The organism is Amycolatopsis sp. NPDC114505, assembly GCF_055633615.1.
In genome coordinates, this window is sequence record NZ_JBVKDV010000001.1 from 1,608,050 (window position 1) to 1,620,808 (window position 12,759).

The following is a 12,759-nucleotide window of genomic DNA, read 5'->3' on the forward strand; positions in this document are numbered from 1 at the left end:
GAAGGTGCCGGCCGGGCGTGACGAAAGATCGATCAGCCGTAGGAGTAGAAGCCCCGGCCGGTCTTCTTGCCCAGCAGGCCCGCGTCGACCATGCGCAGCAGCAGCGGCGGCGACGAGTACAGCGGCTCCTTGAACTCGGCGTACATCGAGTCCGCGATGGCCTTGATCGTGTCCAGTCCGATCAGGTCGGACAGGCGCAGCGGGCCCATCGGGTGGGCGGTGCCCAGCTCCATGCCGCGGTCGATGTCCTCGGCCGACGCGAAGCCCGACTCGATCATGCGGATCGCCGAGAGCAGGTATGGCACCAGCAGCGAGTTCACGATGAACCCGGCGCGGTCCTGCGACCGGATGACGGTCTTGCCCAGCGCCGTCGTCGCGTGCTCCTCCGCGCGGCGGGCCGTCTCCTCGCTGGTCAGCAGCGAGGGGACCAGCTCGACCAGCGGCAGCACCGGCACGGGGTTGAAGAAGTGGATGCCGACCACCTGCTGCGGCCGGCTCGTCGCCATGCCCAGCTTCATGATCGGGATCGACGAGGTGTTGGACGCGAACAGCGCGTCCTCCGCCTCGACGATCTTGTCCAGCTGGCGGAAGACGTCGACCTTCGCCTGCTCCTGCTCGAGGATCGCCTCGATGACCAGTTCGCGGTCGGCGAACTCGGCGATGTCCGTCGTGAAGCGGAGCCGGCTCAGCGCCGCCTCGGCGTCTTCGGAAGAGAGCTTGCCGTTCTTGACGCCGCGTTGCAGCGACTTCTCGATCCGGGCCTTCCCGGCGTCGAGCGCCGGCTGGTTCACCTCGGTGACCAGGACGTCCACTCCGGACCGGGCGTGCACCTCGGCGATGCCGGACCCCATGAGGCCCGCCCCGACGACTCCAACCCGACTTACCACCGGCTCAACTCCTTCATCGCCTTCGCAGCCCCGTTTTGTGGGCAGCACGCAGCGCGCGAGGGCGGTCGCCGGATTGTGTCCGGCTATGCCCTCGCGCGGTTACGCGTGCTCAACGACGGTACTCGCCGTACCCGTCGTCGTACGGGTCTTGATCATCGCTATCGGACTCGGGCTCCTCGTAGTGACCACTAGAGGAACCGGTCGACAGCTCGCGCTGCAAAGCATCGAAGTCGGTCTCGTGCGAGCTGTACTTGAGCTCGCGCGCCACCTTCGTCTGCTTGGCCTTAGCCCGGCCGCGCCCCATGGCTCGACCCCCTCGCACAGGGGCGGGGCGGCCGGGGGAATCGGCGGCCCCGCATCGTCTCGACAATTCTTTCCTGCTCACACCGTACCGTGTCCGGGGGGTTCGATGCGACGTGGCACGGTGTGCCGGTGGTGACAGTGTCCGCCGGACGCCGGTTACCGGCCGGTCGGTGGCGATCGGCGCTGGTAGGCGTGCCACGATCTACTCGTGCTCCGTCCCTTCGTGGCCTACTTGCGGGTGTACGAGCCCCTGCTCGCCTTGGGCGATCCGCCGGACGAACGGCTGCGTGCGGCCGTCGCGGCAGCCAAGCTCCGGCGGACGGACGCGGGCGCGCGCGAGCAGGCCATGTGGCTCAAGTCACAGGTCGCCGCGCCGCGGCGGTTGCTGCCCGCCGAGCTCGCCGACGGGCGTCCCGCACCGAGCCTGCAGACCGACGTCCTGGTGCTCGCGGCCGGCGACGTGCCGGAGGGCAAGGCCGAGCACGGGCCGTTCGTGTGCCCGCTGGAGCTGCGGGCCCGCTCGGCGGCCGCGCTGGTCACCTTCCTCGGTGACGCGCACCCGGCGTTGAAGAACGTCGTCCTCGACGAGGGCGGCTTCACCCAGGAGACGATCCGCGGGCGGACGAAGTCGGCGATGGCGGACCTGAGCACGTCGGCGGCGCACACGCTGTCGACGACCTGGACCGTCCCGCTGCCGTGGTTCGTGCTGATCGACCCGGACGAGCGCCGGCTGGTGCTCGGCGGCGGCCGCGACGACCCGAAGCGCGAGGTTTCCTGGCGCACCACCCTCGCCGACGCACAGCACCGGGCCCGCGAGGCCGGTGAGCTGCTGGAGCAGACGTTCGGCGACTCCGGGCCGGGCCGCGTGCTGTTCGAGACTCGGCGGTGGCTGGACAACTTCCACCCGGACTCCGTGGTCGAGCTCGACTACGGCGGGCTCGTGCAGCTGTTCGCGGACCCGATCCTGGAGGCCGACAACACCGCGGACGAGGTCCACGACATCCTGGACGCGCTGCGCTCGGGCAACGTCGAGGAGCTGGCCGAGCTGTTCTCCGACCTGCGCGAGTTCTGGGGCGACCTGGCGTCCCGCGAACGCTCGAACTAGCCGCGCAGCTCGGGCACGCGCACTTCGCCCACCGGCTGCCCGCCGCCCAGCACCGAGCCGCGGGCCAGTTCGCCGAGGGCCGACACGTCGACCCCGAGGTAGCGCAGCGCCTCGACCGCCAGTGGGGCGCAGGCCCGCTTGTTGCCGTCGTCGATCTTCAGGGCCATCGCGAACCCGTCCGGGAGCGCGAACGCGTGGACGCCCTCCGCGCCACCCTTGGACATCAGACCGTCCACCGTGGACATCAGCTCCGTGTCCTCGCGGCCGGTGCCCGCCACCAGCCACGGGTTTTCGCGCATCGCCGAGGCCACCGTCCGGGCCGGCCCGTCCGCCGCGAGCGCCACCCGGCCGAACGCGCGGGCCAGTGCCGTCAACGAGAACGCGAACAGGGGCGCGCCGCAGCCGTCGATGCCCGTGTGGGCGATCGGCTCGCCCGTCAGGTCCGCGACGGCCGCCGCGATCGCCTGCTGCAGCGGGTGGTCCGGGGACTCGTAGCCGTCCGTCGGCCAGCCGGCGCGGACGCACGTCGTCAGCATCGCCGTGTGCTTGCCCGAACAGTTCATCATCACGCGCCGCGGCTCGGCGGCGTCGCGCATGCTCGGCACGTGCAGCGGGAAGTCGGGCGGGCACGCGAGGTCGTCTTCGCGCAGCCCGGCGTCCTGCAGGAGCTCGATGACCCGCTTGACGTGCCCGGGTTCGCCGGAGTGCGACGCGCACGCCAGCGCGAGGTCTTCGCCGGTGAAGTCCAGGCCCGCCCGCAGCATCCCGACGGCCTGCAGCGGCTTGTTGGACGAGCGCGGGAAGACCGGCGAGGTCACGTCGCCGAGGGCCAGGCGCGCGTCGCCTTCGGGGCCGGTGATCACGAGCGCGCCACGGTGGACGCTTTCGACGAAACCGGAGCGGACGACTTCGGCGAGGACGGGGTTCGTCACTCGCCGTGCCCGCCTTCGCTCTCCAGCAGCTCGTCCACAGTGGCCGAACCCTGCTGGTACCGCCGCGCGATCTCCGCGTTGAACGTGTCCATCACGCCCTGGACCTCGCGCCGGAAGGACGACACCGACAGCTCTTCGCTGGCGTAGGTGTCCAAAGCGGAGGCGAGCTTCTCGTCCGTCAGTGATCCGACGTCGGTGAGATCCGTGTCGCCGATCAGGGCCTCGGCGTGCCGGCGGTGCTCGCCGGCCCGCGACGGCTCCAGCTGCTGGTGGCGCCCGGAACCCGCGGCGGGGCCCAGCGCGTTGTCCGCCAGGATCGTGGCGAGCTGGTCGACGATGCTCGACTCGCCGCCGGAGCTGCGCCGCGACTGCTCCGCGCGCACGATGTCGATCCGGGCGTGCAGCAGCCTGCGCAGGTACGACAGGTCCGTCTCTTCCTGCGCGGCTTCGTCGCGCCGCTCGCGCAGCACCTTCAGCGGCAGTTCACCCAGGCCGCTGAGGTACCCCGGGCCGAGCACGCGGTCGATCCGCCGCCTGCCGCCGGGCCGCACTTCGATCACAGCGCAGTTTATCCCGGTTGAGCGTGATCTCGCTGTCAGGGGCTTTTGTTCAGCCACGAAGTCGCGCCGCCGCCGCGCGACCCGGCGCGGGCTGCTCCGACGGGACGGAGTCGGGGTCGATCGCGGCCTGGACGAGGTTGTCCTCCGAGCCGGTCAGCAGCTCGGCGTCCACCGGAGTGGACCGCTTGACCAGCGCCAACGCGATCGGGCCGAGCTCGTGGTGCTGGATGACCGTGCCGACCCGGCCGACGGTCCGGCCGTCGAGCAGCACCGGGTCGCCGGTCTCCGGGCGCACCTCGGGCGAACCGTCCAGGTGCAGCAGAAGGAGGTTGCGCGGCGGGCGTCCCACGTTGTGGACCTTCGACACCGTCTCCTGACCGCGGTAGCAGCCCTTCGCGACGTGCGCGGCCGAGCCGACCCAGTTCACCTCGTGCGGAATCGTGCGCTCGTCGGTGTCCACCCCCAGCCGCGGCCGCAGCGACTCGACGCGCAGCGCGTCGAACACCCAGCTGCCCGCCGCGCGGGCGCCCGCGTCGGTGAGCCGCTTCCACCAGGCGGCCAGGTCGGCTCGCGGCACCGCCAGGTCGACGCTCGACCGGCCGGGCCACGGCATCCGCCGCGCGAAGCCGCCGCCGGGCAGGGCCGCCACCGCGTACGGCTCCGTCCCGACCTCGACGCCGGCCGCGCTCAGCACGCGCTCGGCGTCCGGGCCGAGCACGGTGAGCAGCGCGAACTCGTCCGTCGCGTCGCGGATGTCCACCTTGGACCAGAACTTCATGGCTTCGAGGTACTCGAGCAGCGTCTGCGGACCGCCCTTGGGCAGCGCGCTGGTGACGCTCGTGCCCGGGTCGGTGTCGAGGTAGACGGTGCCGCCGACGTGCGCGACCACCATGTGCGTCTCGACGCGGCCCTGGCTGTCGAGCACCAGCGCCTCGGTGCCGGTTCCCTCGGCCAGCTCGGTCACGTGCTGCGAGATCACCAGGTGCAGCCACGAAAGCCGCTCTTCCCCGCTGACGGCGAGGATCTCCCGGTGCGATCGGTCGATCACGACCACGCCGCGCGCGGCCGTGCGCTGCTCCGCGAACGGGTCTCCCCAGTGCCAGGGGACTCCGGGTTCCGGGTGATCGTCGGGTGGGGGGATCGATCCGGGCACGTCCAGCAGCGGCGAGCGGTACGGCATACCGCCCAGCCTAGGTGAGTACCGTGAGCGCATGCGCGTGCTCGTCCTCCTCGACGGAACCCCGGCCGACCCCGACGTCGCCCAGATCAAGGTCGACGACCTCGGTCTGCAGCGCGGCGACGGCGTCTTCGAGACGATCCTGGTCGTCGACGGCAAGCCCCGTGAGCTGCGTCCGCACCTCGAGCGGCTGGCCCGCTCGGCCGCCATGCTCGACCTGCCCGAGCCCGACCTGAGCGCGTGGGAACGCGTTGTCGAAGCGGTCCTCGAACGGTGGTCCGGCAGCTCCGAAATGGCGCTGAAACTGGTGTACACCAGGGGTTCCGACGGAGACCCCGACGCCGTGCCGACCGGGTTCGCGCTCGGTTCCGAGGTCTCGCCGTCGATCTTGCGGGCCCGTGCCGAGGGCGTCGCCGCGATCACCCTCGAACGCGGTTTCCCGCCGGACCTCGCCGAGCGCGCGCCCTGGCTGCTGCTCGGCGCGAAGCCGTTGTCGTACGCCGTGAACATGGCCGCGGTGCGCGAAGCCGGCCGCCGTGGCGCCGAAGATGTGATTTTCACCGCCGCCGACGGCTCGGTGTTCGAAGGGCCGACCTCGACCGTGGTGCTGGCGAAGGGCCGGACGCTCTACACGCCGCCGTCGACCATCGGCATCCTCCCGGGCACGACGCAGGCCGCGCTGTTCCGCGGCGCCGAGAAGGCGGGCTGGGCGGTCAAGGTCGAGCCGCTGACCGTCCGCGACCTCGTCGAGGGCGACGGCGTCTTCATGGCGTCGAGCGTGCGCAAGCTGACCCGCGTGCACACGCTGGACGGCGAGCGGCTGCCGGACTCGTCGGCGCTGTACGCCGAGCTGGTGGCGGCTTACGAGAGCGAATACGCCTGAGCGATCCGCACGATCGCCGGCGCGACCTCTTCGGCGCGGTAGGCGGCGATCTTGTGGTGCCCGTCGATGATCAGGTCGCGGTCGCCGTCGGCCAGCACGACCGCGACCGGGCGGTGCCCGGTGCGGATGGCGGTCCGGTAGTAGCCGACGCGGGCTTCGTCGGACGGCGGCCAGACATCGGTGGGGGTGAGCAGCTGGTCGTCGGGCAGCCGTTCCGGGCCGCTCACCCGGTAGTCGCCGTCGACGAGCAGGTCGAGGACCGGGCCGAGCGTGGTGGCGAGCGGGCGGCGCAGCTGACCGGTGGCCAGTGCGATCCGCAGGGCCTGGGGCAGCTCCGCCCGCTCCCGCGTGTTCACGTCGAGGAAACCCGTGCCACCGCTGATCGTCACCTTCTCCACGCCTATGAGGACGGGTGACGGCGCGACATGGTTCCAGCTCTCACGCGGACGGGTGCACCAGGTGATCCGGGTCTCACCCGCGTGGCGGTACAGGACTTTCAGGACATCCGGAACCGCACCCGGGTGCCCGGCCGGGCCTGCGCGAGCGCGCTCAGCGCACCCGACCGCACGACGGCCGCGACGGGGTAGCCGCCGGTGGTCGGGTGGTCGGCGAGGAACACCACCGGCAGCCCGCTCGGCGGCACCTGGATCGCCCCGGTGACCACGCCTTCGCTGGGCAGCTCGCCGTCGGTGACCCGGCGCAGCGGTGTCCCGTCGAGGCGCAGGCCGACGCGGTTCGACTCGGCCGTGACCGTCCACCACGCCGACAGCCCGCGGGCCGGGTCGTCGAGCCAGTCGTCGCGGGGGCCGGGCGTCACCGGCACCACGAGTTCGCCCGGGGCCGGGACGGGGACGACGACGTCCGCACCCGCCGGGATCCCGGGCTCGCCGAGCGGGAGCACGTCGCCGGCGCTCAGGGGGTCGGGCCCGATGCCGGACAGGACGTCGCGCGAGCGGCTGCCGAGCACCGGGTCGACGGCGATCCCGCCGGACACCGCCAGGTAGCAGCGCAGGCCGGTCGACGGCGTGCCGACCGCCAGCGTCTGCCCGGCGCGGACCGGCACCGGCGCGTGGGAGCCGACCGGACGGCCGTCGACCCGGACGTCGACCGCCGGGCCGGTGACCGCGACCGTCGCCGACGCCGTGAGCCGCACCGAGAGGCCGCCGAGCAGCGCTTCGATCCCGGCAGCCGTCGAAGGGTTGCCGGCCAAGCGGTTCGCCAGCCGCAGCGACGCCGTGTCGAGCGCGCCCGAAGGCGCGACGCCGAGGTGCGCGTAGCCGGGCCGGCCGAGGTCCTCGACCAGCGCGTACCGCCCCGGGTCGAGGACCTCCACGCACCTCATCGGACGCGCCGGAAGCGGACGCGGTCGCCCGGCGCGAAGAGAGCGGGCGGGTCGGCGTGCGGGTCGAACAGCGTCGCCGTCGTGTGCCCGAGCAGCCGCCAGCCGCCCGGTGACTCGCGCGGGTAGACGCCGGTGAACTCGCCCGCCAGCCCCACCGAGCCGGCCGGGACGCGGGTGCGCGGGGACTCCAGCCGCGGCTGCCGCAGCGGCTCCGGAAGCCCCGTCAGGTAGCCGAACCCGGGCGCGAACCCGGTGAACGCGACCGTGTAGACGGCGTCGGTGTGCAGGTCGGCGACGGCGTCGGCGGAGATCCCGGCGTCCGCGGCGACCAGGGCGAGGTCTTCGCCGTCGTAGCGGACGTCGAGCGTGACTTCGCGGGGCTCGCCGGCGGGCGGATGGGTGAGGTCGGCGCCGTCCAGCAGGGCTTTCACGGCGGCCACCCCACCGATCACCAGCAGGCTGCGCGCGCCGGGAACGAGGTCGGCGACGCCTTCGGGGCGGGCGGCGGACACGGTCGCGTGCGCCGCCCGCATCTGCTCGAGCGAGTCGCAGTCCAGCAGGGCGGCGTCCTCGCCACAGCGCCGCCAGCGCACGGCGTCAGCCGACGACGCGGCGCAGCAGGGCCGAGGTGTGCGGCTGCATCTCCTGGCCCATCATGGCGCGTTCCTCGACGTAGCCGAGGGAGCCTTCGATCAGGCCGTAGAGCCGCTGCGCCCCGGTGACGTCCTTCGCCGAGGCCGTGCGGATCACCGCGTCGGTGCCCAGCTCCCAGGACGTCTGGTTGCGCGGCTTGCCGTAGTACAGCTCGACGATGCCGGTGTTGTGCGTGAGCAGCAGCTCGATCGTGTCGTCTTCCTGCGGCCGCCAGAACCCGGACTCGCGGGCGGCGGGGCGGATGACGTTGCCGTCGTCGTCCAGCAGCCACGCGCGCGCCTCGTGCACGAGGAACGGGCGGCCGTCGTGCGAGATCGTCAGCTGCTGCGCGAACTTGCGGGGGCCCTCGATGGTCGGGTAGTCGACCTCGCCCTCCCCTCGCCAGACGCCGACGAGCGGCAGCAGCGCGAGGCAGGCGTCGTTGAGGTTCGGCCCCTCACGCAGGTTCGCGGTGTCGTTGGGGATGGGCAGGTCGTCCCACAGCGGAAGGTTGCGCTCGCGAGTGCTCTCCGCGCGCATCTCCGCTGCTGCGATGGCGTCGTCGCCGCTGGCGGTCATGGGTCAGCGCTGGTCCGCGTAAAGCCGGTAGACGACGTACACGGCGAACCACGTGATGGCGACGCCCGCCAGCACCAGCAAGGTCGTAAACAGAGCTTCCACGTCCAGCAGGATAGTCCGCCGCCGCTCAGCCGGCCCGGCGCAGGGTCGCCGCGGTGAGCACGGTCACCGCCACAGGACCCCTGAACGCCGTGAAGGCCTCCCTGCCGGAGCAGGAAGGCCTTCACGAAAGAACGAGACTCAACCGACCGAGATGGCCAGCTGGTGCAGGCCCGGGCCCTCCGCCGTCACGGACGCTTCGCCGTTGCCGGTGCGGTGCAGCGCGCGCACCGTCCAGGCACCCGGTGCCGCGTAGAAGCGGAAGTCACCGTCGGCCGAGGAAACGACCTCGCCGGTGAAGTCGCCGCCGCCGTCGAGGAGCCGGACGAACGCGCCGCCGACCGGCCCGTCCGCGCCGGTCACCTTGCCCGCGAGCACGACCTGGCCCTTGGTGTCGTAGTCCGCCGGCGTGGCCTCCTGGACCGGTGCGCCGCAGCTGTCGTCAACCGCCATCACTTGGCTCCCAACTCGACCGGCACGCCGACCAGCGAACCGTATTCCGTCCACGAACCGTCGTAGTTCTTCACGTCCTCGTGGCCGAGCAGCTCGTGCAGCGCGAACCACGCGATGGACGACCGCTCGCCGATGCGGCAGTAGGCGATGGTGCCCTTGCTCGCGTCGATGCCCTGCTCCTTGTAGAGCTCGTCGATCTCGCTCTCGGTCTTGAAGGTGCCGTCCTCGTTGGCGACCTTCGCCCACGGCACGTTCAGCGCGCCCGGGATGTGGCCGGGCACCTGGGACTGCTCCTGCGGCAGGTGCGCCGGGGCGAGCAGCTTGCCGGAGAACTCGTCCGGCGACCGGACGTCGACGAAGTTCTTCGCGCCGATGGACTGGACGACCTCGTCGCGGAACGCGCGCAGGGACAGGTCCTGGTCCTGGGCCTTGTAGTCGGTGGCGGCGCGCTTGACCTCGTCGGAGCTCAGCTCACGGCCGTCGAGCTCCCACTTCTTGCGCCCGCCGTCGAGCAGCTGGACGTTCTCGTGGCCGTAGAGCTTGAAGTACCAGTACGCGTAGGCGGCGAACCAGTTGTTGTTGCCGCCGTAGAGGATCACGCGGTCGTCGTTCGAGATGCCCTTCTCCGACAGGAGCTTCTCGAAGCCCTCCTTGGAGACGAAGTCGCGGCGCACCCCGTCCTGAAGGTCCTTCCGCCAGTCGAACTTCACCGCGCCCCGGATGTGGCCGCCGTCGTACGCGGTGGTGTCCTCGTCGACCTCGGCGAACACGACGCCGGGGGTGTCCAGGTTCTCCTCGGCCCACTGGGTGGTGACCAGGACGTCTTCACGGCTCATGGAACGGACTCTCTTTCTGGGGTTGAACTTTCAGGACGCGCGGGCGGGGGTGAAGCGCTTGAGGAGCAAGAACATTTCGCAGCCGAGGCAGAAGTCGAAGGCCGCGTTGAGGAACGCCGCGAAGAGCGCGAAGGCCGTCGCGACGATGCCGAGCGGGACGATCCCCACCGCGAAGCCGACGGTGCCGACTAGGGCGAACACGAACCCGACGGCCTGGGCGAACCGCAGTGGTGCCGCGTCCTCCCGCTCGTCGGTCGGGCCGAGGCGCGGGGCCACGAGCGTCCGGTACACGATCGAATAGGGCGCGGGCTTCAGCCCGACGAACGCGCCGATGGCGAACACGACGGTCTGGATCGCCAGCAACGGCCACCACTGGGTGACCAGGACGACCGCGAGCACGATCGTGGTCAGGATGGCGGCGAACCGCGGGCCCCGCGGGTCGACGGCCGGTCCGGCGGACATGGTTCCTCCAGCTGGAGCAGAGGGGGGTGCGTGCGAACGGCACGCTTCAGCGGCTTCGGGGCTGGCTGGTTCCGGGCGTGGTTCAGCGCCGGTCGGAGTGAGTGCGACACAGGCTGCTGCGGACGCGGCAGAAGTCGACTGCGCGTCGCTGCGTCAAGAAGGTGGTCAGCCTGGTCACGGGTGCGAGGGTACCCAGAGCTCCCTCAGAGTGGGAACCACGTTCATACCTTGGGACGATTCCCGGCACGTGGGACATGGCCTGGTCAGGGCGTCCGGCTGGTGAGATGCGGCCGGAGCGCGTCCAGCAGCTCGGGGCCCTTGGGGACGCCGCCGACGCGCAGCAGCTCCCGTCCGTCCGGGGTCAGCGCGATCGTGGTCGGCGTCCGCAGCACGGAGAGCGACTGCGCGACCTCCGGCTGGTTCGTCACGTCGAGCTCGACGTGGTGCAGGCCGTCGGTGCGCTCGGCCAGGGGTTCGAGCACGGCCTTCGCGTGCCGGCAGGGCGCGCAGAAGGTGGTGGAGATCTGGACCAGCGTCACGGCGGACGCCGGGTCGAGGACGTCGGCGACGGGGCCGGGCAGCGCACGGGCGGGCTTGGCGTCCCGCACGCGGCCGTTGCGGGCCTTCAGCAGCAGGCCGGCGGCCGACCCGGCCACCAGTACCGCCACGAGCACCCACAGCCCCGTCACCGGCCGCCTCCTTACTTGCTCAGCTGCGCGAACGACACGTTCGTCGCTTCGCCCTTGATCGTCACCGATCCGCTCTGCACCCGCACGCCGGTCGGGGTGACCGACAGCGGCAGGTCCTTCGTGTTGATCGAGGCGCCGAAGTTCGGCATCAGCGCCTTCTGCACAGCGGCCGGAACGACGGTGGTCTCCTGGTCATTCCCGAACTGCAGCCGCTTGGGGATGAAGTTGATCGTCCCGTCCTTCGCGTCGGCCTCGATCATCGCGAAGCAGAAGATTTCCAGATCCTTGCCCGCGAACGGAAGGTGTCCCGAAATGCGGACGCCGGTGCTCGACTCGTCCTGGTCGGCCTGGCCCTCGGTGGTCGTCGTCGGGGTCGGCGTCGGCTCGCTCTGCCCGCTGTCGCCGTTCTCGACGTAGTCCGTGGTCGCCGGCTCGATCCGCAGCTCCTTGATCTTGTCGAGCGGCGACATGCGGGCGAGGTCGGCGGCCTTGATGGTGACGGCGCCGGTCAGCTTGCCGATGGTGATCGCCTTCGTGTTGCCGTTCGTGAGGTCCGACAGCGGCGCGTTGACGTCCTCGAGCTCGGCGTTGAGCGCGACGTCCTGCAGCTTGTCGCCGACCGGAACGCCGGCCGCGGACACGCTGATGTGACTGTAGTCACCGCCCAGCGCCTGCGTGAGGAACGGGAAGCCGTGGATCGTCACCGACGGGTCGTCGGTCAGCTGCAGCTGCGTGCGGGCCTTCTGGGAGATCATGTGCTCGGCGTACGCGGCCGCCCCGAAGTCGGCGCCGACCAGCAGCAGCACCAGGACGACGAGGGCGATCACCCAGCGCCTCGCCCGGCGTCCGCGGCGCCGCGCGTCCGGCCTCGGTGCGGGTCGGTCGTCCCGGGTCACGGGCCTGCTCACCATCGCGTCCGTACTCCTGTTCGTCGGGTCCACCGGTGTTTCTCCAGGTGTGATCGATCCAGCAAGGGTTAGGTACCGGGCCGTCGAGCCGCTATTCTCACTTAGCACCGAACAACGCCACGGTGAGGCGACGATTTGTGAAGGCGGTGCGGCTCATGAGCCTGGACCTTCTGGTGCTGACCGCGGAAGCCGACGCCACCGCGGTGCTTCCCGCGCTGGACCTGCTGCCGCACACCGTACGCGTCCGCCCTCCCGAGGTGACGGCCCTGCTCGACGCGGGCCACCGGGACGTGATCGTCCTCGACGCCCGCAGCGACCTGGCCTCGGCGAAGAGCCTCTGCCGCCTGCTCAAGGGCACCGGTGAAGACGAGGCGGCCACCCCGATCATCGCCGTCGTCGGCGAGGGCGGCCTGGTGGCCGTCAGCGCCGAGTGGCGCACCGACGACATCCTGCTGCCCACCGCGGGCCCGGCCGAGGTCGACGCGCGGCTGCGGCTGGTCACGACCCGCGACGGCGGCTCCGCCCAGGTCGAAGCCGAGCTGCGGGTCGGCGAGCTGGTCATCGACGAGGCGACCTACACCGCCCGCCTGCGCAAGCGCACCCTCGAGCTCACCTACAAGGAGTTCGAGCTGCTCAAGTACCTCGCCCAGCACGCCGGCCGGGTGTTCACCCGCGCCCAGCTGCTGCAGGAGGTCTGGGGCTACGACTTCTTCGGCGGCACCCGGACGGTCGACGTCCACGTGCGGCGGCTGCGCGCCAAGCTCGGGCCGGAGCACGAGCAGATGATCGGCACCGTGCGCAACGTCGGCTACAAGTTCGAGCGGCCCGCCAAGGGCGGCGTGCGGGCGAACGTGCCCGCGCAGCAGACGGCCGAGGTCCCGGCCGACACTCCCGAACACGCGCACTGACTC

Annotated in this window: 17 protein-coding genes; 3 read left to right on the forward strand and 14 right to left on the reverse strand. The window is 71.5% G+C overall.

Annotation, left to right across the window (positions count from 1 at the left end):
- Window positions 1-32: 32 nt before the first annotated feature.
- The gene (locus ACZ7OU_RS08115; protein WP_470240459.1) at window positions 33-887 is read right to left on the reverse strand and encodes a 3-hydroxybutyryl-CoA dehydrogenase; all 855 of its coding nucleotides are present in this window, start codon (window positions 885-887) and stop codon (window positions 33-35) included.
- Between the two features lie 109 nt (window positions 888-996).
- Entirely contained in the window at window positions 997-1,191 is a 195-nt protein-coding gene (locus ACZ7OU_RS08120) for a DUF3073 domain-containing protein (RefSeq protein WP_470240460.1), read from the reverse strand.
- A gap of 207 nt (window positions 1,192-1,398) precedes the next feature.
- Here ACZ7OU_RS08120 and ACZ7OU_RS08125 point away from each other — a divergent pair, with 207 nt between their 5' ends.
- The gene (locus ACZ7OU_RS08125; RefSeq protein ID WP_470254607.1) at window positions 1,399-2,295 is read left to right on the forward strand and encodes a DUF8083 family protein; all 897 of its coding nucleotides are present in this window, start codon (window positions 1,399-1,401) and stop codon (window positions 2,293-2,295) included.
- Here the strand turns inward: ACZ7OU_RS08125 and ACZ7OU_RS08130 are convergent.
- The 3 genes from ACZ7OU_RS08130 to ygfZ are packed head-to-tail and all read right to left on the reverse strand — an operon-like array spanning window position 2,292 to window position 4,967.
- On the reverse strand, window positions 2,292-3,227 hold the full coding sequence (locus ACZ7OU_RS08130; protein ID WP_470254608.1) for an asparaginase: 936 nt from the start codon (window positions 3,225-3,227) through the stop codon (window positions 2,292-2,294). The two genes, ACZ7OU_RS08125 and ACZ7OU_RS08130, sit on opposite strands and share 4 nt — an antisense overlap.
- Window positions 3,224-3,787, reverse strand: a complete 564-nt coding sequence (locus ACZ7OU_RS08135; protein ID WP_470240463.1) for an RsiG family protein — start codon at window positions 3,785-3,787, stop codon at window positions 3,224-3,226. The genes ACZ7OU_RS08130 and ACZ7OU_RS08135 overlap by 4 nt, the downstream gene beginning before the upstream one ends.
- Before the next feature lie 49 nt (window positions 3,788-3,836).
- On the reverse strand, window positions 3,837-4,967 hold the full coding sequence (gene ygfZ / locus ACZ7OU_RS08140) for a CAF17-like 4Fe-4S cluster assembly/insertion protein YgfZ (RefSeq protein ID WP_470254609.1): 1,131 nt from the start codon (window positions 4,965-4,967) through the stop codon (window positions 3,837-3,839).
- Window positions 4,968-4,998: 31 nt separating this feature from the next.
- Between ygfZ and ACZ7OU_RS08145 the strand changes: the two genes are divergently transcribed.
- On the forward strand, window positions 4,999-5,847 hold the full coding sequence (locus tag ACZ7OU_RS08145) for an aminodeoxychorismate lyase (RefSeq protein WP_470254610.1): 849 nt from the start codon (window positions 4,999-5,001) through the stop codon (window positions 5,845-5,847).
- Here ACZ7OU_RS08145 and ACZ7OU_RS08150 read toward each other — a convergent pair.
- The 9 genes from ACZ7OU_RS08150 to ACZ7OU_RS08190 form a co-directional block, all read right to left on the reverse strand.
- Window positions 5,826-6,245 (reverse strand): hypothetical protein, encoded by a 420-nt coding sequence (locus ACZ7OU_RS08150; RefSeq protein ID WP_470240466.1) that lies wholly within the window; start codon window positions 6,243-6,245, stop codon window positions 5,826-5,828. The two genes, ACZ7OU_RS08145 and ACZ7OU_RS08150, sit on opposite strands and share 22 nt — an antisense overlap.
- Window positions 6,246-6,343: 98 nt before the next feature.
- Window positions 6,344-7,189, reverse strand: a complete 846-nt coding sequence (locus ACZ7OU_RS08155; RefSeq protein WP_470254611.1) for a 5-oxoprolinase subunit C family protein — start codon at window positions 7,187-7,189, stop codon at window positions 6,344-6,346.
- On the reverse strand, window positions 7,186-7,782 hold the full coding sequence (locus ACZ7OU_RS08160; protein ID WP_470240468.1) for a 5-oxoprolinase subunit B family protein: 597 nt from the start codon (window positions 7,780-7,782) through the stop codon (window positions 7,186-7,188). The genes ACZ7OU_RS08155 and ACZ7OU_RS08160 overlap by 4 nt, the downstream gene beginning before the upstream one ends.
- Before the next feature lie 4 nt (window positions 7,783-7,786).
- The gene (locus ACZ7OU_RS08165) at window positions 7,787-8,401 is read right to left on the reverse strand and encodes a heme-binding beta-barrel domain-containing protein (RefSeq protein WP_470240469.1); all 615 of its coding nucleotides are present in this window, start codon (window positions 8,399-8,401) and stop codon (window positions 7,787-7,789) included.
- Window positions 8,402-8,641: 240 nt separating this feature from the next.
- On the reverse strand, window positions 8,642-8,953 hold the full coding sequence (locus ACZ7OU_RS08170; protein ID WP_470240470.1) for a DUF1416 domain-containing protein: 312 nt from the start codon (window positions 8,951-8,953) through the stop codon (window positions 8,642-8,644).
- Window positions 8,953-9,789, reverse strand: coding sequence for a sulfurtransferase (locus ACZ7OU_RS08175; protein WP_470240471.1), 837 nt, complete (start codon window positions 9,787-9,789; stop codon window positions 8,953-8,955). The genes ACZ7OU_RS08170 and ACZ7OU_RS08175 overlap by 1 nt, the downstream gene beginning before the upstream one ends.
- 30 nt (window positions 9,790-9,819) lie before the next feature.
- On the reverse strand, window positions 9,820-10,251 hold the full coding sequence (locus ACZ7OU_RS08180) for a DUF4395 domain-containing protein (RefSeq protein ID WP_470240472.1): 432 nt from the start codon (window positions 10,249-10,251) through the stop codon (window positions 9,820-9,822).
- A gap of 263 nt (window positions 10,252-10,514) precedes the next feature.
- Window positions 10,515-10,940, reverse strand: coding sequence for a TlpA family protein disulfide reductase (locus ACZ7OU_RS08185; protein ID WP_470240473.1), 426 nt, complete (start codon window positions 10,938-10,940; stop codon window positions 10,515-10,517).
- 11 nt (window positions 10,941-10,951) lie between these two features.
- Window positions 10,952-11,851 carry an LmeA family phospholipid-binding protein gene (locus ACZ7OU_RS08190; protein ID WP_470240474.1) on the reverse strand — a complete coding sequence of 300 codons (900 nt, stop codon included), beginning with the start codon at window positions 11,849-11,851 and terminating at the stop codon, window positions 10,952-10,954.
- 152 nt (window positions 11,852-12,003) lie between these two features.
- Here ACZ7OU_RS08190 and ACZ7OU_RS08195 point away from each other — a divergent pair, with 152 nt between their 5' ends.
- On the forward strand, window positions 12,004-12,756 hold the full coding sequence (locus ACZ7OU_RS08195; RefSeq protein ID WP_470254612.1) for a winged helix-turn-helix transcriptional regulator: 753 nt from the start codon (window positions 12,004-12,006) through the stop codon (window positions 12,754-12,756).
- Window positions 12,757-12,759: the final 3 nt, after the last annotated feature.